Origin of the sequence: Pedobacter nutrimenti (assembly GCF_003208655.1) — a bacterium.
Lineage (GTDB): Bacteria > Bacteroidota > Bacteroidia > Sphingobacteriales > Sphingobacteriaceae > Pedobacter > Pedobacter nutrimenti.
Genome location: NZ_QKLU01000003.1, coordinates 715,395 through 737,162, shown reverse-complemented (window position 1 = coordinate 737,162; position 21,768 = coordinate 715,395). Strand labels below are relative to the sequence as shown.

Annotated in this window: 16 protein-coding genes; 5 read left to right on the top strand and 11 right to left on the bottom strand. The window is 42.7% G+C overall.

All coding sequences use genetic code 11. The features are described 5' to 3' along the window. Position 1: 1 nt before the first annotated feature. Complete coding sequence (locus B0O44_RS11305; RefSeq protein ID WP_110830339.1) at positions 2–661, bottom strand: FadR/GntR family transcriptional regulator; 660 nt, start codon at positions 659–661, stop codon at positions 2–4. 202 nt (positions 662–863) lie between these two features. Between B0O44_RS11305 and B0O44_RS11300 the strand changes: the two genes are divergently transcribed. Then, the gene (locus B0O44_RS11300; protein ID WP_110830337.1) at positions 864–3,764 is read left to right on the top strand and encodes an alpha/beta hydrolase family protein; all 2,901 of its coding nucleotides are present in this window, start codon (positions 864–866) and stop codon (positions 3,762–3,764) included. Between the two features lie 99 nt (positions 3,765–3,863). Here the strand turns inward: B0O44_RS11300 and B0O44_RS11295 are convergent, their stop codons facing one another. Beyond that, the gene (locus tag B0O44_RS11295; RefSeq protein ID WP_110830335.1) at positions 3,864–5,105 is read right to left on the bottom strand and encodes a porin family protein; all 1,242 of its coding nucleotides are present in this window, start codon (positions 5,103–5,105) and stop codon (positions 3,864–3,866) included. Next, positions 5,092–5,661 carry an RNA polymerase sigma factor gene (locus tag B0O44_RS11290; RefSeq protein ID WP_245943642.1) on the bottom strand — a complete coding sequence of 190 codons (570 nt, stop codon included), beginning with the start codon at positions 5,659–5,661 and terminating at the stop codon, positions 5,092–5,094. Before B0O44_RS11290 ends, B0O44_RS11295 begins: the two co-directional genes overlap by 14 nt. Before the next feature lie 228 nt (positions 5,662–5,889). On the opposite strand from B0O44_RS11290, the gene B0O44_RS11285 reads away from it, so the two are divergent. The 4 genes from B0O44_RS11285 to B0O44_RS11270 are packed head-to-tail and all read left to right on the top strand — an operon-like array spanning position 5,890 to position 8,681. Beyond that, positions 5,890–6,768: a hypothetical protein gene (locus B0O44_RS11285; protein WP_110830331.1), complete on the top strand. Its 879-nt coding sequence runs from the start codon at positions 5,890–5,892 to the stop codon at positions 6,766–6,768. 7 nt (positions 6,769–6,775) lie between these two features. Further along, on the top strand, positions 6,776–7,141 hold the full coding sequence (locus tag B0O44_RS11280) for a cytochrome c (RefSeq protein ID WP_110830329.1): 366 nt from the start codon (positions 6,776–6,778) through the stop codon (positions 7,139–7,141). Positions 7,142–7,146: 5 nt separating this feature from the next. After that, positions 7,147–7,692: a YceI family protein gene (locus B0O44_RS11275; protein WP_110830326.1), complete on the top strand. Its 546-nt coding sequence runs from the start codon at positions 7,147–7,149 to the stop codon at positions 7,690–7,692. After that, positions 7,689–8,681, top strand: a complete 993-nt coding sequence (locus B0O44_RS11270; protein ID WP_146229814.1) for a DUF5777 family beta-barrel protein — start codon at positions 7,689–7,691, stop codon at positions 8,679–8,681. The genes B0O44_RS11275 and B0O44_RS11270 overlap by 4 nt, the downstream gene beginning before the upstream one ends. Here the strand turns inward: B0O44_RS11270 and B0O44_RS11265 are convergent. The 8 genes from B0O44_RS11265 to B0O44_RS11230 all read right to left on the bottom strand — a co-directional run bounded on the left by B0O44_RS11265 (position 8,665) and on the right by B0O44_RS11230 (position 21,500). Continuing rightward, a complete protein-coding gene (locus B0O44_RS11265) occupies positions 8,665–9,816 on the bottom strand; it encodes an alpha/beta hydrolase-fold protein (RefSeq protein ID WP_110830322.1) in 1,152 nt (383 codons plus the stop codon). The genes B0O44_RS11270 and B0O44_RS11265 overlap by 17 nt on opposite strands. A 79-nt stretch (positions 9,817–9,895) precedes the next feature. Then, on the bottom strand, positions 9,896–10,561 hold the full coding sequence (locus tag B0O44_RS11260) for a hypothetical protein (protein WP_146229813.1): 666 nt from the start codon (positions 10,559–10,561) through the stop codon (positions 9,896–9,898). 160 nt (positions 10,562–10,721) lie between these two features. Next, the gene (locus B0O44_RS11255) at positions 10,722–12,134 is read right to left on the bottom strand and encodes a hypothetical protein (protein WP_110830317.1); all 1,413 of its coding nucleotides are present in this window, start codon (positions 12,132–12,134) and stop codon (positions 10,722–10,724) included. A 291-nt stretch (positions 12,135–12,425) separates the two neighbouring features. Then, positions 12,426–15,653: a TonB-dependent receptor gene (locus B0O44_RS11250; RefSeq protein ID WP_170123317.1), complete on the bottom strand. Its 3,228-nt coding sequence runs from the start codon at positions 15,651–15,653 to the stop codon at positions 12,426–12,428. A 214-nt stretch (positions 15,654–15,867) separates the two neighbouring features. Continuing rightward, the gene (locus tag B0O44_RS11245; protein WP_110830312.1) at positions 15,868–16,851 is read right to left on the bottom strand and encodes a FecR family protein; all 984 of its coding nucleotides are present in this window, start codon (positions 16,849–16,851) and stop codon (positions 15,868–15,870) included. A 125-nt stretch (positions 16,852–16,976) separates the two neighbouring features. Further along, the gene (locus B0O44_RS11240; protein WP_110830309.1) at positions 16,977–17,534 is read right to left on the bottom strand and encodes an RNA polymerase sigma factor; all 558 of its coding nucleotides are present in this window, start codon (positions 17,532–17,534) and stop codon (positions 16,977–16,979) included. Between the two features lie 67 nt (positions 17,535–17,601). Beyond that, positions 17,602–18,990, bottom strand: a complete 1,389-nt coding sequence (locus tag B0O44_RS11235; RefSeq protein ID WP_110830306.1) for a S41 family peptidase — start codon at positions 18,988–18,990, stop codon at positions 17,602–17,604. 152 nt (positions 18,991–19,142) lie between these two features. After that, positions 19,143–21,500 (bottom strand): TonB-dependent receptor, encoded by a 2,358-nt coding sequence (locus tag B0O44_RS11230; RefSeq protein WP_110830303.1) that lies wholly within the window; start codon positions 21,498–21,500, stop codon positions 19,143–19,145. Between the last annotated feature and the right edge of the window lie 268 nt (positions 21,501–21,768).

The following is a 21,768-nucleotide window of genomic DNA, read 5'->3' as shown; positions in this document are numbered from 1 at the left end:
ATTAGTAATTTTTATCTAAAATCTGTTCAAGTATTTGCTGGGCCTGTTTAGGTTTTCCAGCCTTAATCGTTTTAAAAAGTTGTTCATGCAAATGATGGCTCATGGCAAAATGGCTGATCCCCGATTTTTCCCTTTCAGAGAAAAACTGACGGATGATGCGGGTAAAACTGTCATATAAATCGGCCAGCACCCCATTACCGGAGGCCGCTGCAATGGCTTTGTGAAAAGCAATATCAGCATCAATACATTCCTGCTGCTGTTCAGTATGTATGGCTTGTTTTCTTTGTGCCAAGCGATTTTCAATTTCCAGAATATGGTTCTGTTGATGATGTAAAGCCGCCAGCTTCACCAGCTCAGTTTCCATTAACCGTCTCACACTGTTGATTTCTTCAAAATCGGCACGTTTTAAACGCTGGTCAATACTCTCCTTTTCCATAATGGCTCCATCATTTACAAAGGTCCCCGAGCCTTGCTGTACTTTCAATACACCAGACATCGCCAGCGATTTAACCGCCTCCCTTATGGTTGATCTGCCAACACCATATAATTCCATCAGTTCGGGCTCGGCCGGTATTTTTTCAGCGGGCTTATATTTTCCGATTTTAATATCCTGCCTGATTTGTTCACTGACTTTGTCAGAAAGTTTTCCTGAATGATTCATAATTCTTATCCTGATTGGACGCATCAAACATACGATGTATTAAACAAACATCAGATGTTTAAATTTAAATTATTACAAAAATCAGACGAATAAAAAAGAGAATTACGCATTAAAATCGCAACATTGTTGCAATATTATTCTATTAATAATTAATATTCTGAACTTAAATCAATATTTTAGCCAGACCAATCAAACTTAAAACATGAAAAGAACAACACTGTCGCTGCTCTTCCTGTTGTTTTCAGGAAGTATTTTCGCGCAGCAAAAACCAGCCCTGACCTGGAAGGAAGTGTCTAAATGGAATTCCATTCGCTCTTACACCTACGCTTTATCTCCTAATGGACAATGGATGTCCTGGGCAAAGGGACCAACTGAAGGAGACCTTCAAATGGAAATCCGTAAAACTTCTGATACGACCAGCCTGGTTTACCCCATCGGCGCCACGGCCTCTTCAGCAAGTTTTTCCAAGGATTCAAAATATGCTGCTTTTAAAGTTTCTGTTAAGGATGCAGAAGCCAAAGCTGCGCTAAAAACCATGAAACCTGTTTACGATCAGCTCCTGGTGGTTGCTCTGGCCGGAAAAGATAAAGTAACTTTTGAAAAAGTAAAAAACTTTAGCTTTTCCAAGGATTCCCCGGACTGGCTGGCCATTCAGTTTAGCCCTGCAGAAAATGCTTCTAAAGATAAAGATGCGCCTAAAGGAACAGATTTACTGCTTTACCAGCTCCAAACCAAAAAGAGCTTTAACCTTGGAAATGTTTCGGAATATGCTTTCAACAAAGCAGGTAATCTACTGGCTTATACCATTGATGCCAATGGACAAAACGGAAACGGGGTATTTATCCGCGACATGAAAACCGGTGTAATTACGGCCTTGGAAAATGATAAGGCCGTATACAAAAACATTAGATGGAACGAAGAAGGAAATGCATTTGCTGTTCTGAAAACGGTAAAAGACGACAAGTACAAAACCGAACTGGTTACCGTACTGGGTTTCAACAAAATTAACGGAGACCTGACCGCAAAAACGGCTTACACCGGTGCAGGGCTAAAAGATTTCCCGAAAAACATGGGCATTAGCCCCAACACCAACCCTTACTGGTCTGATGATCAGGGAAGCCTGTTTTTTGGAATCAGTTTGCTTGAAAAAAAAGACAGCAAAGGTGCTGACAGTACAAAAAAAGACAAAACACCTGTTTCCAAAGCAGACAGTCTGGCAAAGGTAAAACCTGGTGCCAAAACAGATACACTGGCCAAAGGAAAACCAGCAGCAAAAGCCCCTGCAAAAAACGAAGCTGAAAAACCAGACATGATCATCTGGAACTGGCAGGACAAACGCCTGCAATCTGCACAACAGGTTCAGGAAAGCAGGGATAAGAACTACAGTTACTTAAGTGTTTACCGTCTGGCAGACCAAAAGTTTAGCCAGCTGGCAGACAGCAATATGAAAGCTGTGGATGTTGCCCAGAAACAATTGTATGCGATAGGTTACGACAATTCTGCTTACGAACTGATGGCAAACCTGGACGGGCAAAGTTATACTGACGTGTATCTTATCGATCTTAAAACCGGTAAAAAGAAACTGCTGATGCAGAAATACTACCAGGCCGGACGTGGATATCTATCGACTTCACCAAATGGAAAATGGGCCTTTTACAACCAGGATGGTGCCTTTTACAGCATTAACCTGGAAAACGGGGAAAAATACAACCTGACTTCTAAAATTAAATCATCTTTTGTTGATGAACTAGATGACCATAATGTATCCAAACCTTCCACCCCTGCCTTTGGCTGGTCTGAAGATTCGAAATACATTCTGATCAGGGACAATTACGATCTGTGGAAAATCAGCGCCGACGGTAAAAGTGTAACTGCCCTGAGCAGCGACTGGAAAAAGAAAGGCCTGCAGGTTAGCAGACGTTTCAATATCTACCCGGATGACAAAGCCACCGATTTTGGCAAAAACCAATATTATGGTGTATTTAGCAGTATAGACAAAAAATCGGGAATTGCAATTCTGGAAGCAGGTAAAAACAGCCTTAAAACCTTATTCCTGGACGACAATTATTATGATGGTTTTGGTAAGGCCACTGATGGCAATGTATTTGTTTACAGCCGCCAGAACAACGAGAAATCTCCTGAAATGTTTGTTTCTTCTGCAACTACACTGAGCAGTCCAAAACAAATCACCAAAAACACGCCAGATCAGGATAAATATGCCTGGTCATCGGGCGTAAAACTGATCAGTTATGTAAGTACCAATGGTGATACACTTCAGGCTGCCCTTTACCTGCCAGCCAATTATGTTCAGGGAAAAAGTTATCCAACCATTACTTATATTTATGAAAGACTTACCGATGGTTTAAATACCTATGCCATGCCTGCTTTTCCAGGCGGTGGTTTCAACAAATCTATGTACACCAGTAACGGCTATGCGGTATTAATGCCTGATATTAAATACAAACTGAATGATCCGGGGATGTCTGCTGTAGCTTGCGTGGTACCTGCGGTTAAGGCAGCCATTGCCACTGGTATTGTAGATGAAAAAAGGGTCGCTATTCATGGCCACTCCTGGGGTGGTTATCAGACTTCTTTCCTGATTACGCAAACCAATATTTTTAAAGCTGCCGCTGCCGGCGCACCTTTAACCAATATGATCAGTATGTACAGTTTGATTTACTGGAACAGCGGAGGTACCAACCAGGCTATTTTTGAAGCCAGTCAGGGCCGTTTAACACCTGGATACTGGGACAACTGGGAGGCCTTTACGCGCAACTCTCCTATTTACCACATTAAAAAGGTGCAAACACCTTTGCTTTTGCTGCACAACGATAAGGATGGTGCAGTGGATTATACGCAAGGTATTGAGTATTATAACGGTTTAAGAAGGCTTAATAAACCGGTAGTGATGATCACTTACCGCGGTGAAAACCATGGCATTGCAAAACTACCTAACCGTAAAGATTATGCAGTAAGAATGATGGAGTATTTTGATTATATGCTGAAAGATAAAGCTGCACCGGAATGGTGGTCTAAAGGGGTAAACCGTTTAGATATGGAAAAACACCTGGAAAACAGGGCTTTTGAAGCTGCTGAAAATTAATCCATTTCGGTTATGTTATTTAAAGGCTGTCTTTTTAAGACAGCCTTTTTTGTTAAAAAAATCCGAAGATCCGCTTCTGGGATGCGCCTGATCAGGCTCTTATTTTTTTGAATAGGTTGAGGCATATTTTCCGGATTTTTTAGCTGGAAAAAGACCTATATTAAGGGAAAAAGATACGCCTGTGGACTTTAAATTTGCGTCCCAGTAACCGATACCGGTAAGAGGGAGTTTAACAAATGGCTGTACCGCAATACTCAACGCCGGACTGATTTTACGTTCTACACTCAAAGAGAAATTTGCAATTCCAAACAGGTGCTGGTTCTGGTTATTGATTTCTACATTGGTAATTTTTTGGTTGGCATTGGCATCGGTCCGGACAAACCTATAGTTTTCCTTCAGCATAAAATAACTGGACAGCCCGGTCTGTGCACTAATGGAAAAATTACTTTTACTGAGCAGTTTATAGTTCAGGTTTACCGGAACGTCTAATACATTACAATCGGCATTAACCTCCCATGGGGCACCATAACCATTCACCGCAGGTCCGGTACCTCCGGAATTGTAAATTTTCCGGGAATAGACCGCACCCGAACTCACACTAAATTTACGGCTCAGCTCATAGGTAGCCATAACCCCAAAATTTGAGCTCAGTTTAGAGGCTTTGCTCGACTGTGCTGTAGAAATATCAGGTGCCGCCAGTACACTCAATACCAGTCCAGGGCGTTTATCTGCAAATTCTGCCTCCATTTTTTTTCGTACATTTTTCAGGATTTCTGCCGGGTTGGTTTTTTCAACTGCCAGGCTGCTTTGTTGATCCTGTACAGGAGCAGTTTGAACAATAGTGCTGGTACTGTCTTGTTTTTCAACGATTTTAGGTAAAAGATCAGAAGACTTTAGGGGCTGCCGGGCCACCATCAATTCCTGCTGCTGGGCGGTATCTTTTTTAACCCTTGGACCGGGTACAAAAATTACAGGAACAGGTTGCAGTTTTACTGTCTGGGTTACAGGCCCTGCAGGTTTATTTTTTATTTCGGGACCGGATGGCCTGGTTTTATCTTGAGTGGGTATATTTTCAGGCGCAGCTGTTTTGCCGGCAGAACTTGTTTGATTTCCTCCTGTTTGTACAGGAAGCTGCTCAGATCCGGAAAAAATCCAGAATAAAACCAGCAACAATGCAGCAGCCACACCTGCCACGCTCATCAACCAAAAAGGAACCATCCTTCTTTTCTGCTGCGCATCCAGTTTCTGCTCCATTTTTTGCCAGTCCAGTTCATTAAACGGGATCTCCGGATCCTTCAACCCTTGTTTAAATAACTGATCTATATCATTATCTCTTTCCATCAGTATCTATATTAAGTTTAGCTGGTATTTCCACGCCCCTGTCTGACATGTTCAGCTTTTCCTGTAATTTTTGCCTTGCTTTAAATAAATTGGATTTTGAAGTTCCCACAGATATATTTAAAAGTTCGGCGATTTCTTCATGTGCATACCCGTCTATGGCGTACAGGTTAAATACCGTACGATATGCCGGAGAAAGCCCCTGGATCAGCTGCAATAAATCCTTATAGGCCAACTGGTCGTACACAGCAGCACCATTTCCAATTTCCTGATGTTCTGCAACATCCTCATGATCGGAAAACTTCAGGCTTGTCCTGTAGTGGTCAATGGCAGTATTGGACATGATCCGGCCAATCCAGGACTTAAAAGGTCTGGAAGGATCATATTTTTCGATATGCGTAAAAACTTTCAGGAAGCCATTGTTCAATACATCGGCTGCATCAAAATCATTGATGGCATATCGCCTGCATATGGCCATGCAATAGCTGTAAAATTCCTTATAGAGTAAATACTGACTGGACCTGTCTTTTCTGATACATCCGTTAATAATTCCCTGCACCTATGTATTGTTCTTCTAATTTAACCCGAGCCATTTTTAACCTTATACGAAGCAATTGCAGAAAAGGTTGCCAAACCTAAATAAAAAAAATATTTTATTTTACAAAAACCTGTACTACAGCCAATTATTTTTTAAATACTCTTTTTTTTGGTTTTCACAGACAACCTTTTACCCAAGCTTTCCGTAATCAGAGCAATACAAAACCTTTAACATTTAATCGGATAAAAGATGAAAACAACTTTAAAAAAGAGGATCTCCCTTTTTGGCCTGGCCACAATGGTCCTGCTTGCCTCTTGCTCTAAAAACGACCCTGCCTCTTCAACAGATCCTTATGGAAACCCGCCTGTTGTAAACCCACCAGCAGGAAACTCCAGTTTGCAGTTGGGCAGCAACACCAAATTCGGAAATATTTTAACTGATGGCAACGGAAAAACACTTTATTTCTTTGCTATTGATGCCAATGGCAGTTCCGGTTGTACCGGAGGTTGTGAACTGGCCTGGCCTGTTTATTATGCAGGAAATGAAACTGCACCTGCCGGACTTGTAGCATCAGATATTGCCACCATTACCCGCGCAGATGGTAAAAAACAAACCACTTACAAAGGGTGGCCTTTGTATTATTATTCCGGAGACAGCAATAAAGCGGATGTTAACGGAGACGGCTCCGGAGGCACCTGGTTTGTAGCAAAGCCAGATTATTCCGTGATGCTGGCCAATAATCAACTGGTTGGCAAGGACACCAAAAACTATCTGGCCAATTCCCAGGAAGGTACTGGCATCACGCAATACTTAACAGATGCTGCCGGAAGGACCCTGTATGCTTATGCTCCGGATACCTTTAACCTGAACACCTTTACCAAAGCCGACTTAAGTAATAATCCAATATGGCCCATTTATGAATCGGATGTACTCAATGTTCCTTCTGTGCTGAAAAAAGAAATGATGTTTCAGATTACCTCAGCAGGAAAAAAACAGCTCACCTACAAAGGCCACCCGCTTTATTATTATAGCTCTGATGTAAAACGCGGGGATACCAAAGGGGTAAGTGTACCAACCCCTGGTGTATGGCCTGTTTTGACCTTAACCACCGCAGCACTAACCCAATAAGCGCAGGATGAACAAAAAACAACTCCTCACGACCGCCATTTGCACCCTTTACCTTTTGTTTGCTGCCTGTAGTAAAAAACAGGCTACAGAAATCAGGCCGGATACTGCCACAGCACCAGGACAACCTGGTGCTGTGGCAGTAGTCTATGCAGATGTCCAAAACCTTTTTCAAACCCGCTGCTCGGGTTGCCACTCCAGCGGGAGACAGGCTTCTTCTGTATGGAACTTTAATGGCTACACCAGCATTACAACCAATGCAGACCGCATTAAACAGGCCGTACTGATCAATAAAAGCATGCCAATTGGCGGAAGCCTCAGCGCAGCAGAATTAAAAACTTTACAGGACTGGTTTGACCAGGGCATGAAACCATAATCACCATGAAAACACTCCTATTTCTTTTACTCTGTACCTACTCCCTTTCTGCACTTGGGCAGGATATTTATATCGGAAAAAACACCAGCCTTTCCTTTTTTTCCAGTACAGCGCTGGAAGACATTGAGGCCGGCAGTAATGCCGCAACTGCAGTACTGGATGTCAAAACAGGAAATTTTCTCTTCAAGGTAAGCAACACCTCTTTCCAGTTTAAAAAGAAACTCATGCAGGAGCATTTTAATGAAAATTATATGGAAAGTGATAAATATCCCTGGTCTACATTCAAAGGAAAAATCCGTGAAATCATCGACCCCGCTAAAAATGGGAATTATGTCCTGACTGCGGATGGAAACCTCGACATCCATGGGGTTAGCAAAGCCTACCAGGTTAAGATCAATATTTCCATAGACAAAGGACTGATCAGCGCGAAAACGGTTTTCAGGGTAAAGCTCTCCGACCATCAGATTAAAATCCCCTCTATCGTATTCAAAAACATTGCAGAATCTGTAGAAGTACGTGCTGCAGCTGTATTCCAAGCCAAAAAAACATGATGAAACAAACCTTAACCATTTTTAAAACCATGGGCCTGATCCCCCTGGTCCTGTATGCCCTAGACAGCGCTGCACAACAGGACCTTGAAAAAGAACTGCCTGCCGCACCTCTCCGCCACGAAAAAGTAAGTGCCACATTCAAATCGACAAAACTCATCAACGGGCATAGCAATGAAACCATTTATAAAAATGAGCTCGACTTTAAAGTGGACCACCGCTTCGGGGATATTGCCGGCAATAACGGCGGGATCAAACAGTTCTTTGGACTGGACAATTCCACAGATATCCGCATTGGTTTCGAATATGGAATTACAGACCGGCTGAGCGTTGGCCTTGCCCGTGCAAAAGGAGCGACAGCTGTGCGGCAATTGTACGAAGGCAGCCTTAAATACCGTCTGCTGGAACAAACAATTGACGATTACATTCCTGTTGCAATTACCCTGTTTGCCAGCAATACCCTAACCGGCGTACAAGCCAGCACCAATCCTTCCGATGCCACCGCGTACGGTAACTTCAGGGACCGGCAAAACTATGTCAGTCAGATTATTCTGGCAAGAAAATTCAATTCCAGTTTTTCTTTCAGCATCACACCGAGTTATGTGCACCGCAATTTTACCGCATTCAGAGATCAGAACGACCTTTTTGCCATCGGGGCTGGCGGCAGGCTTAAACTCAGCAAAAGAATGGCCCTGGTTGTTGATTATTTTATGCCTTTTCGGAATAAAAGTGATAAGGCCTATCTGGAACAAAACAGCGGGGTTAAATTTTATAACCCTTTAGGTGCCGGATTGGAAATAGAAACAGGAGGACATATTTTTCACCTTAATTTTACCAATGCCACCGCCATTGAAGAAATGCAGTTCATTCCGCAAACCACCAGCTCCTGGCTAAAAGGACAGTACCGTTGGGGATTTAGCATTTCCAGAAGGTTTTCCTTTGACAAGAAGAAAAAAATGGCCGACAAACCGAAAGCTAGTTCGGAAAAATAAAAGTCGCAAAAGCCGGAAACTCCCGGTGCCAAAACCATTCACTATGTTTACCATCACTGGCTTCTTTTAAGCGGATCTTAGCGTTCCCTCCGGAAGGGTCCAGTTGATGGTACATTTTTTCCAGATCAGGGAGCATCGTTTTGGTTTCAAGTGCCCCAGCTACAAAATAAATACGTTGCTCCCCAGGATTGGGCAACAAGCGGGAAACCTCACCATACAGATCAGGTGCAAGCCAAAAAGCCGGAGAAAAAATCCCCGCATTGCCAAAAACTTCCGGGTATCTGGCTATGGCATACATAGAAATCAGGCCGCCCATAGAGCTACCGGCGATAGCCGTATGCCCGGGATCTTTTAAAGTCCGGAATGTCGCATCGATATAGGGCTTCAAGGTCTTCACCAGAAAATCAACATATGCCTTCCCCTCTCCTTTACCATATTGACTGTCATAAGGATTGTATTCCGTTATCCGGTCCTTTCCGCCATGATCAATTCCAACCACAATCATTTGCTTACCGCTGTTTTTACTCAAACTGTCCAGCACCTCATCTACCCCCCATTCCCCATACCCTGAAGTTACTTTATCAAAAAGATTCTGTCCATCATGCATATACAATACCGGGAAGTTTTTTTTGGAAGCCTGATAACCAGCGGGAAGATAGATCCAGATCCTGCGTTTTTTTCCAAGCTGGGGCATTTGGAAAGCGGTATCCAGAATGCGGACATTTTTAGAAAAAGTATGCTGGGCTGGCTGCTGTTTAAATTCATCTGCCCAGTTAGCGATGGTCATGTGGATCACCGTATCTCTTTTAAGGTCAATCAAACGGTTTGGTGCCGGTTGTTTCCCCCCTGCCAAAACTTCTGCTTTGTCCCAGCTGCCCCTGGTTACTTTAAATTCATGTTTTCCAGGGGGAATGTTCAGCAGGAGCTTATAATTTAATGTACCAGCCTGCTGAAAGCGAAAAATTGCTGACCCTGGATTCCAGTTGTTAAAATCACCAGCCAGGTAAATCCCCTCATTCGTTTTAGAAACTACTGTCAGCCGCACCTCCAGTTTAACCTGGGCATTTAGAAAAAGCGGGCCGCCACACAGCAGCAGTATTAAGCCTCTGGCACAAAACAACCTTAATTTATCCATGTTCTAAGATAAGCTAAAAAAATAAAACCACTCAAGGATTCATCTTAAGTGGTTTAACAAAGGTTATAGCTTAAAAAGCCTAATCCGCAAACAGGCTTTCCACGGTAACAAAATAGGGTGTACCCAAAACAGCTGCTCCTTCTGTGTTTTCCTTAATGTACATCGTATATACGCTTTTATTGAGGGTCGCCGTTACAGAGGTATACCAATCCAGCAGCGGCTCCTGGCTTTGAGAATCAACAATCATCACACTAAACTGCATATCTGCCGATAAATCGCCCGGATACCTAAAAGTCTGGTAGTCTTTAAATTCAGGGGAAACATTTTTCAGGTTTGCAAATTCAACCCTGTCTCCGGTTAAAGGATCGTCATAATATAAAATCAGATCTATACTTTTTTTAAAAGCATGAATGGCAAAGTTGGCGGCTTTAATTTTCAGATAGCCTTTTTGGGGTTTGGGTTCCTCTTTCTGGTTGTTTTCCAGAACAACAGGCTTCAGGTCAGCGACAGGCTGGAATAAAATCAATTCTTTGGTTTTGTCTGCCTCAATACTAAAAGCCGTCTCCAGCACTGTTTTCCCCGCAGGGTCTTTAAACGATAATTTTCCTGTCCCTGCAGGAATTTTTATATTTTGATTATAGGTAGGCCCCTGAGGACTCTTAGGCACATCGTTATAACTGATGTTCAAATCCTTATAAGTTGTCTGATTGTTAACATTCAGAAAGCCAAATCTTGTTTCTTCCATGGCCAGGTCCTTTTTACAGGCAACAACAAATAGAAGCAACAAGAACAATAGAAAGTTTAGTCTGGTATATTTTTGAATCATTAGCTTAATGTTTTTTTATGAAGAAGAGTAACTCCCAATAGGGAGTTACTCCGGAGCGTATTATTTAGAATTGAGACGATTAATAAACTTTATTTTGAGTAGCAAATTCAGTCCAGTTTTTCAACCAGGTTGTACCTGTTGCAGTTCCTGGTGCAATCGCACCTGCATAGGTACCACCGATACCATTTGCAGGAGAAGTGGTAACAGGGATCAACAAGTTAACATTTAGGCCAATTGCATCACTGGTATAAAAAGAAGCAGCTGTACCAGTTCCAAGACGCAGATAACCATTGGCATTTGCAGCTGTACTGTTAGGTGTTACTGAACCAGTTGTTGTAAAAGCATGAACCAGGTTATTGCTGAAAGTACCTGAAGCACCGCCTTCATAGGCTACTCCTGAAGGAAATCCTGCAACAATTGAATTCTGGATATCCAAACCAGAATTTCTTCTCCAACGGTTACCTGCTCTTAAAGCAGTGTTGTTTACGTTAGTACCCAAAATTGTTAAGTTTTTCAATACAGGATTTGTTCTTGGGATTGCACCATCACCGGCTTTATTGTTATCTGATTCAATTCCGTTTGCATCAGATGCACCACCAGAAGTACTGTGTGTAGAATTCACTGCTTTTACACCAACCGCATACTGAATGGTTCCTGAATAACCGAAATCGAAATCGAAATCGTCATCATCACCACCTGCTGCAACCAGCCATTTTGCATTTACAGTACCACCAAAGAACTCAAAACTGTCATCAGCAGAATAAGTAACCTGAATATGCTCTAAAGTTGTTCCGTTACCAACGCCACCAAGGGTTAAACCATTGATTTCATTGTCTTTGAACAATTGAAAACCAGCATACTCTATACGTACATACTGAAGTGTTCCAGAATTGTCAGTACTTTCTGTTCCACCATAGGTAATGTCAACCGCAGCTGATGGTTTTGGTAAACCTTCAATTACAGTAGTGTAAGGTTGGTTGATTGGTGCTTTACCCAATAAGATTACCCCTCCAAAATCACCAGCTACACGACTTCCTGGCGCTTTGTCTGAAGTAAATACAATTGGAGCAGATTCCGTTCCAACAGCATCAATTTTAGCCCCTTTCACAATAACAAGTACACCACGGATGTCTTTTGTTACCGTTACACCGTCTTCAGTTGCAGTGTAAGATTTGAACGCTCCTGAAGAAATTACTGTACCTGCAGCAATTTTCAACGTTTTACCGCTTTGCACAAAACTAACCCCATCCAGTAACCAAACTTTGTCGCTGGTTAAGTTAATAATGTTATCAGATGGATTTCCATCAAAAGTATCCTGGATCACACCATCGGCATCCACAGGAATGTTTTGAGTCGGGTTGGAAAAACCAGCTGATAAAGAACGATTGAAGTTACCGCTTCCGTCGTTCTGATCTTTTTTACAGCTAGATACTGTAATGGCTGCTGCGGCTACTATAGCCATCAGACTTGCTTTTGTTAATTGTTTTACCATTTTATTGATGTGATTTTTAGTATTGCTAATTTACAGGACCTTATGTTAATTTAATATTATTTTATATTTTTATTTAGTTAATAAACAGTTACTTATAAAGATTAGTTAAATAAAAAATACATAACAAAAACATTCCCCTGGCCCCGGCTTTTAAAGCCTGGCCCTGCCCCGTTTAATGAAAAATAAATAGTACGGATGCTGCAATCCGAAAGCAAACAATGCTATCGCCGGACCTGGGTTAAATGGAAAAGGTTTTTAATTTTCGTGAGCATGTTAATTCATTTTAAAGATTTAAAAATTATAGGTAAAAGATAGATTGTAAGTTCTTCCATACTTCATCCGGTAACGGATGTTATCACCAAATTCAGGTTCATATTTGTCCGTCCCTTTAATTCTTTCATAAGACTGGGCTTCTGATTTCCAGGAATTCGCGTTGTTGTAATACACATCCTGCGTATTGAGTAAGTTGCTGACGTTGAATTTAATTTCACCTTTTTGTTTTAAAACCCTTGCACTCAACTGAAGGTCCATCAAACTCCTTGGGCTTTGAAATTCAGTATTGGCAGGGTTTACCGCAATCAGGTAAGAGCGGTATCCCGACCGGTTAAAAGACAAAGTTGCCCCTGCAAACCTCGACTGATAGCTCAACCCGGCATTAATAATATAGGGCGACTGACCGATCAATGGTCTTTTCAGGGGCTGAATGGCCGTTATTTCCTTCGGTTCCTTTCCAGGGTTCTTAGGATCATAATTGGGGTTGCTGATTTTTATAAGAGTCTTGACCTCTGACCAGATCCATGCTGCATTTCCAAAAAGATTAAAGTTTTGTAAAGCGGGGTTAATGAAACCCAGTGATTTACGCCACTCTATTTCAAGTCCCATGTTTTTTGCAGAATGCTGGTTTTTATACTCCAGGATTACGGTATTGGTCCCCGGATTTTCATTGATCAGCTCAACCGGGCGATCAATGTATTTATAAAACCCTGATACAGAGAAAATCTCATCCGGATTTGGGTAAAATTCATACCTGAGGTCGACGTTTTGTATTTTGGTACTGCTTAAGTTACCCCCCTTTATACCAGCTTCCAGAAGGGGGTCAGGAAAAGTAAAAGTAGAGGTCTCCCTGAAGTCGGGCCTGATCATTGTTTTGGTATAAGCCGCCCGAAGGTTCATTTTTGAATTGAAGCTATAGGTCAGGTTCACCGAAGGCAAAAAGTTCCAGTTTTTTTCTCCGGTAAGGATTGGCACATCACTGATAAAAGTTTGTCCGGGCCTTTTCATCTGTTCAATCATCCTTCTTCTGATTTCATCTTCCTGCCTGTTCTTTAAATTAAAGTTTTCAGCACGCAGACCATACACCACCCTCAGCTTTTGAAAAAAGCGCTGATCGAGCATCAGGTAAGCTGCGTGGTATTTGGAATCGGCATTAAAAAGTCCGCCATTGGTATTGTCAAGAAAGTAATATGCTTTATTTAAACCATAACCCACGCGGTCGGGTGTAAGCAATGTTTCGTAGGGATCCGTGAAATTATGGTTCGGGTTTCTTTGCGCAAAGACCTGGGCCATGGTAATGTCCTGACTTCTTTTCTTATACCAACCCGTATAGCCCACTTTAACCAAACTTTTATCCTGCAAAAAATTAAAAGGCTGGCTTAAGCTCACAGACCAGTTGTAGTCCCTTTCTTTAATGGCCGTCCATAAGCGGTAATCCCACATGTAATTTCCAGGTACATCTGCAGCTGTAACCACATTCGGGCGCTGATAAAAAGTTCCGAAAGTATTGCTTAGCGCAGCATAATTAAATTTCCGGGTATCCCGGTGGTCCTGGTTCATTCTGGTAAAGGCGCCGCTCCAGTTGAGTTTCATTCCCTTTTTCCCGATGCTGTTTTCTCCATCTATTTTATGCTGTTGTATACGGCTGTACATCGGGTCTACAAAATTGTTCTGGGCCTTTAAGCCAAGGTCCCGGTTAAACACAGTGGTCTGATAAAAATCTTCATTAAAAGTCTGGGTATATAAATTTCTGAGGTTTACCTTAAAACGCTCTCCCTGAATCCCTCCATTTAAAACCACACCAAAATTGCTGTTAAACACATAGGCTTTTCCTTTTCCGGCAGTATCGGGCTTATCGATGTAATCGTGCAGCACTTCCCAGTCCCTTACCGTTTCAAAAGTATTGATCTGCTGGGTATTTCTGTAGGTTAGCCCCCCTGTAAAGCCAATTCTAAGTCCTTGTTGCCCCTTCAGGTCGTATACCCTTCCAATGGTAAAACGATAGTTTTGATTTGGGCTCGCTTTGTAATTGTACAAACGAAAAGATTCACTGTTGAAACGTTTACTCTGTTCTATCGCCCCGGCATAACCTGTTTTGTAACCACCAACTGTAGTGCCCTCTACCCGTGGGTCATCCTGTCCCTGGGTAGGTGTCCAGGACACCAGGTTATCGGGCATTTTTCTTCTTCCGTCGTCAAATCCGAAAAAGTCTTTGTTTCCCCTGCCCCCTGCCGAAAGAAAATCCTTACCCGTACTCTGGCTGTTGTAGGCAGCCCCTACGTTCAGGGTCATAAAGTTCTGCTCGGGAATGGCCAGTGTATTTACAATGACCTGTCCACCCACAAATTCCGAGGGTACATCCGGTGTTGCAGTTTTATTGACCACCACACTGCTCACCAGTTCGGTAGGAATCAGATCAAATGAAAAATTTCTGCGGTTCATGTCTGTATTGGGCACAGTAAGTCCATCAATCATGGCCTGATTGTAGCGCTCGGTCAAACCCCTCACCACCACATACTTATTATCAAGCATTGTAATTCCATTGACTCTTTTTAATACAGAAGCCACATTGTTATCAGGTGTTTTGGCAATTTGTTCTGCCGAGATCCCGTCCGTAACAGAAGCGCTATTTTTCTGCTGTGCATACAAGCCGGCAACAGACTCTTTTTTATAATTTCCTGTAACCACAACCTCTTTTAATGCCCCGGCTGCAGGGCGCATTTCGACATTTAAAGAAGTCAGCTGCCCTTCTTTAACGCCTACACCAGTGATCCTTTTTGTCTGATAACTGATATAGCTAATTTCAAGGGTGTAAGTACCCGGTACTGCATTTAAAACGTAGGACCCGTCTACACTGCTCTGTATGCCCTGGTTTTGTTCCAGTATTTTAATACTGGCACCAGGCATGCCCTCTCCCTTTTCATCCACGATCTTTCCGCCAATTTTTCCGGGCTGTACCCGACGGACCGGATCGGGCTTGACATAATTGACCGAAATGGACCGGTTAACTAAAGAAAAACTTAATCCTGCATGGGTAATGTCGCTGAGAATTTTACCAAGAGGTGCCCTGTTATAGCTGATGTTTTTTAAAATGACCCCCTGCAACACATCATCGAAATTGAATTTATATCCCGTTTGTTTGTCCAGTTCTTTGAACAAGACCGAAGCATTGACTTCGTTAAATCGGATACTGACAGGGGTTTTAATGTCCCGGTAACTCTGGGCAGCCAAAGATTTGGCAAACAATATAAAGAAGAATAAAAGAATGATTTTCTGAGTATTACAATTAATTTTTATCAATTTATCCGTTAGGATATGAAAGTTACAATGCATATTTTTGCAGGAAATTTTTTACTGATTTGTATTAAATTTGATTTTTAGTAGTGGCTAGGACCCACATTGTAAAGTGCCGTTTTACCGAACGGCACTTTCTTTTTGTACCTCATTTGATTTTTAGTATCTATTTTTTCATAATGCTATAGTTTAAGCTGTCGGATCTGGTGAATTTAAGCTGGTGAATAAAAACCAGTGACTGTAAAGTTTCCTCTGCACTCTGACCGGCAAAATCACCATTGACCGTATAATGACGGGTTTGTACAGGATTGAAGTGAATATGGATATTGTAATAACTGGAAATCTGGTAAATGGCCTCACTGAAAGGGGTATGCGCAAAATGAAGGGCATTACGTTCTGTTAAAGGCTGCTGGTGCGATGGATCAAAGCCAAATACATTTCCCTGACCTGCGATGTATTCATAAGCCTTACCAGGGGTCAGGTACACTGGTTTGGCCTGACCACCATTAACCCTTCTGCTGATGACAACCTTTCCGGTATATAAGTTTACCTTCTCCCAGCCATAAGCCGCATTATACTGCACGGTAAAGGAGGTTCCCAACGCAGTGGTAGACAATTCTCCCGAGCGGACACTAAATGGCCTGGAGCGGTCCTTTGCCACCTCAAAAAAAGCTTTACCAGAACTCAGGTAAACTACTCTGCTGTTTTTAGCAAAAGCTTTGGGGTATTTAAACACAGAACCCGAAGAAACAGTCACCACAGAACTGTCCGATAGGAATACCCGTTGCATTTTACCTACCGGAACCCTTACGGTAATGAAGGTATTTGTATTTTTAACATATTTATAATCCTGATACACCTTAAATCCTGTGATCAGGAGCAATACAGCCGCAATGGCTGCAATGCCTTTATATAAAAATTTATAGGATCTTTTCTTTTTGCCGATCTGTCCGGTCAACCGGTTTTTTACTGCAGCGATAGAATCCTGCTGCTCCTGGGGGTCAACCTCCAATTCTGAAAATCCGAATTCCAGATCCAGATCATCCTGCTGTTCCAGCTGCATCATTTCCCAGAATTCTTCCTGCTCTGCCGGGCTCAGGCTCCGGTCTGCGAATTTTCCGAGTAACTCCTTTTTTCTTTCCTGATTCATTTAGTTCCACCCTTAAATTGCGGGTACAGGAACATATACAGCAGCTGGCAGGAAAACGGGGGGTCCTATTGTTCAGTTTTTTTTAAAAAAACAAATAAGACATTCATTATCAGTAAAATAAAAATCTAAATATAATCTCCGGATTCGTTCAGGGAAGACAAACTTTGAGAGGCCTTGGAGAGGTGGTCTTTAACGGTCTCTTTGCTGATGGATAACCGGACAGCGATTTCGGCATAAGACAGGCCCAGCAATTTGGACATGGCAAAAACCTTTCTGCGTTTTTCAGGAAGCAGCTCTTCTGTTTTCTGAAGCAAATTTTTCAGGTCAATGGAGGCATTTAATGCTGCTGAACGGTCGGCTGTTTCCAGCTCAGAGCGGCAGGCCTGTTCCAGTTCTGCCTTCTTTTTTACATCGCGGGAAGCCTGACGAAGCCAGCTATACAATAGATTTTTGGCAATACTATAGAGATAATTACGTATGCCCTGCCGGGGATCTATATTTGCCCGATATTCCCATAAACGCATAAAAGCATCGTTGACCAGTTCTTCTGTCACTTCACGGGAGCGGGTATTTTTATAGAAATAGGTCCAGATCCTGGTGCTGAACACATCAAAAATTCTGGAAAAGGAGCTTTCATCGCCATTAATAAATCGTTCAACTATTTCTTGCCCAAGTTTTTCCATTGGAGATCGTCATAAGGTGATTTATACAAAACTATTTGGCCGGTTGTGTATTTAAGTTACCGCAGGATTATCTCTGTGTTAACTTAACCCGGACCCCGCTGGAGGATGTACTCTGGTCCAGGTAGTTTCTGTCGGGGAAGAGCAATTTAGAAGGCCCGGATGAGCGCTGCACCGCTCCGATGGAACTGATCCTGGAAGAAGAAATGCCGCCCATTCTGTTTAACGCCGCAGCAATAAGAGGATCATTTACATTTCCAGGCTCCAGTAATGGCAAGGCAAATTCATCTGCCGACACATCGGGCACCAGGCCCGAAGGATAGTCTCCGCTGCCCTGGCTGTTGTACAGCTTAAAAATCATAGGCTCGATAGACCAGTTGCCCACCTTTGCAGGATTGTCTTTTTCACGGATTACAAAAGAGGCCATGTCTTTACCCAGTGTCTGGCTGCCAACCTGTACGACCTCTATCCAGGGCCTTAGCCCTTTTATCAGAAATTCGGCCGCAGAGGCGGTATGGTTTCCTGTCAGGATAAATACCCTTTTTAAAGGAAGTCGCCAGGACTGTACTTCAGAAAAACTAAAGGTATAACCAGCAGCCACCGCTGCAATTGTACTTTGAAAGCTGCTCTTTCTGTTACCAGCATTGGCATTGCCCCTGTACTCTACAAAAACATCGCTGGGGGCGACCGCAGCAACAGCAGCACCTAAAACCGCAGCCATTCCGATATCTCCGCCCGGGTTATAACGCAGGTCTGCAATCAGTTCAGTAGCCTGCTCCTGGTTAAAATAAGCAAAGGCCTTTTGGAGGTCATACTTGGACCTGCCTTCAAAAGAATTCAGGAACAGATAAGCTATTTTTTTTCCGGGAACATCCAGCATCCGGTAATTGTATACAGGGTTTTCGGAAATCAGGGCAGCCCCCAGGTTCAGGTTGCCCTTTCCTTCCAGGTCCAGAACAATTTTACGTGCCTTGATGCTGCTTTCAATCAAAGCGGCGGCATTCTGCGCGCCAGGCTGCTGTCCGTTCATCTGCTTAATGATGTCGCCCCTTTTCAGGCCTTCTTTTTGTGCCTGGGTGCCGGGAACAACCAGGGTAATCACTGTACGGATCTCCGTCCCTGATTGATATACCGCCAGGTCAAAGCCAAAATTGTGCAACAGCGAAGGATAATAACTTTCCGGAACCGCCGGGTTGATCAGGCGGGAAAAACGATCAGACGGATTTTTAATCCCATTAAAGAAATAGATTGGCAGCTGATTAAAGTTAGGCCTGGAGGGCAAACTGCTGTTCCAGTAATAATAAACTTTCATACTGTCCAGCACCCAGGAATTGATAAATTCATTGCTTCCTGAAGGAAAATCCGGTTTATAATCGTCTTTTCTGCAGCCAAAAAGCACACAGAAGACAAAAGTGATGTAAAGTCTAAAATTTCCGGGAACAAGGGTTACAGAGCGCATTTTAAAGGGATTAAGTCCCTAATCTATCAAACTGTTATAGCCCTATGATTAAGTTTGCGTTAAATAAATTGACAGCAAGATCATTAAATCAAATGCTTATCTATAAAAAAAGGGCCATAAGGCCCTTTTTTTATGCGTTTTTACACAACGATCTAGTAACTTAAAGATATGCCCAGATTTACAGATGTTCCCCGGCCTTTGGAATAAAAGCCTGGCTGCATAAACCATTGTGCCCTTGCCGGAAAATAATCTTCGTTAAAAATGTTATCTACCCCCAGGGTGATGCGGGTTCCTTTCTGAATCTGGTAACTGCCGGCAAAACTAAATAAGTTATACGCCTTAACTGCGCCTTCATTCCCATTGTAAATGCCATTTGCATTTTTCTGGAAACGATTACGGGAGCCAATTCCTGTATAATTCAGGGTCAGGTCCAGTACTTTCAAGGGGCTATAGGTTACCGTACCGGTCACTTTTGGTGCGGCAATCCTTCTTCCATTGAGGTACATATCTTCCGGATCATTGTATTTACCATTGTTGTTGATGTCCCTTTTACCCTCGGTATAACTATAACTGGCACCCAGTTGCAGAGAAGGCATAAGGTTATAGGCGGCCGTCAGTTCAAAACCATAAATTTTTTCCGGACTTCTGGCCGTGTTGAACAAATCTGTAGCCGGATCATAAACGACTTCTATTCCAAGTTTGGAAGTGCTCGTATAAGCCGAGGCGGTAAAAGTCAGGTCCTGGTAACGGGTTTCAAACCCAGCTTCATAGTTGTTCACCAAAACAGCATCGGTATTGATTTTATCGATGCTGTTTACTTTGGCATCACGCAGGGCAAGGCCAATGTCCATCACAGAAAATCCTTGAGAAAAACTCACAAAAGGGCTAAACAAGGCCAGTTTATTATATTTTAAACCCGCATTAAACAGGTAAGTACCGTATTTAAGGTTACCACCCTTTACATCAAAAGAAGGCGTAATGGTCGTCCCTCCCGCACCAGAAATGCGCAAGGTCCGGTAATCTGCCACTTTAATGTTTACCCGCTCATAGCGCAGGCCCGTTTTAAAAATCAGGTCTTTCAGGATCCGGACATCTGCCTGGGCAAAAGGGGCCAGATTGCTCATGTCCATTTCCGGTACCCATACCCGGCCATCCACCAGGGGCTGTGAAGTTTTATCCCTTAAAAAATCCAGTCCATAAGACAGGTTGGCTTTTACAAACTCATTTTCAAGCAGCGGGGTCTGCAGGAACAAACGTGCGCCTTTTTTATCATTATTGGCCAGTGATTGACCATCTCCGCCATCAAAACGGCCTAAAGATACATAAAAGACATCCTGACGCTTTTCATAATAAGCATCGGCAGTTAAACTGGTATTCAGAAAAATGCTGTCAATTTTATAGGAAAGGTGGAGGTTGTGGTTATAATCGACCCCTGTAGGTTTGCCCAGCGGCTTGCCCAAAACACCTGTTGCTTTTTGCCCAGTACTCAGGTTGCCATTCACCAGGGTAAAATTGCTGTTCTGTAAACTACTGAATAAGTTATACATCAGTTGTATACGCTGGTTCTTTGCAGGCTGGTAACCGATTTTGGCAAAAGCGTTGTAAGTATCTGTTTCCCCAAGACTGTAATTAGGCCCGACCACATCTCCTTTGGCATCCTTGTATTCACCGGTCTGTTCGTAAGTTCCGCTTGCGACATAATCGAATTTTCCAACTTTTCCATAAAACATCTGGCTGATGCGACCACCGACTGAATTTTTAGGTTTGACCAGTGATCCATTTAAACTCACCTGGGTTTTACCAGCAAAACGGGCAGCGGTATCAGGTACCAGCGTCACATAATTGACCAGACCACCAGCAGCTCCGTTTCCGTAAATTGCTGTAGCGCCTTTAACGACCTCTATTTGCTGCAATACAGATGGGTCTACAGAACGCAGGTCAACTTCTGCATTACGAAGCGGAGAAGATTGACTTACCCCATCAATCATCACCAGCATTGGCCGTCCCCGAAGGTTCTGTCCAACGTTATTGCCTGTTTGGGCTGAAGGGGCAAAACCAGGAACCTGATTGGCCAGAATGGTGCTCAGATCGGGATTAATAGCCATTTCCATTTCGAGTTTTTTCCGGGGAACTATGGTTACCGAGGCGGCAATGTTCCGGATATCTTCCGGACGACGGGTTGCGGATATCACTACATTATCCAGAGTATTGGCTTCAGGTTGCAAAATCAAGTTCAGCAGCGTATCCCGGTCCAGGCCGTTGAGTGTAATATTTTGCACCTTATACCCTACCGCATAAGCTTTAAGGTTAACCGGACTCCCTTTAGGCACAAATAAACTATAATGACCGTTGGCATCACTAACGGTTTTCTGCGATTCTTTAACTGAAATGGTTACGTAAGGTAACTTTGAGTTTTGATCTGCAACAAAACCTTGTATTTTAATATTTTGGGCATTCAACTTTAAAAATGCAGTTGCCAAAAAGAAAAACAGGGGTAAAATTCTTTTCATCTATCTTATAAATTTGGGCAAAGATAGAAAAAGAGCGGCTAATTGGAATAAATCTAAATAAACATTAAAACCAGGAGACTTTCTTTTTGATTAATATTGCTTTATGGGTATAAATATCCCTTATATGGCAGAAATCAAAAGCTAAAACCAGCAAGGCGACATTTTAGCTAAGCACCTATTGACCAACATATTGACCGGTACATTCCCAAAGTATCTCAATTGATACATAAGTTATATTTTTTAAAAAAAACACACTAATTAGTTGCCT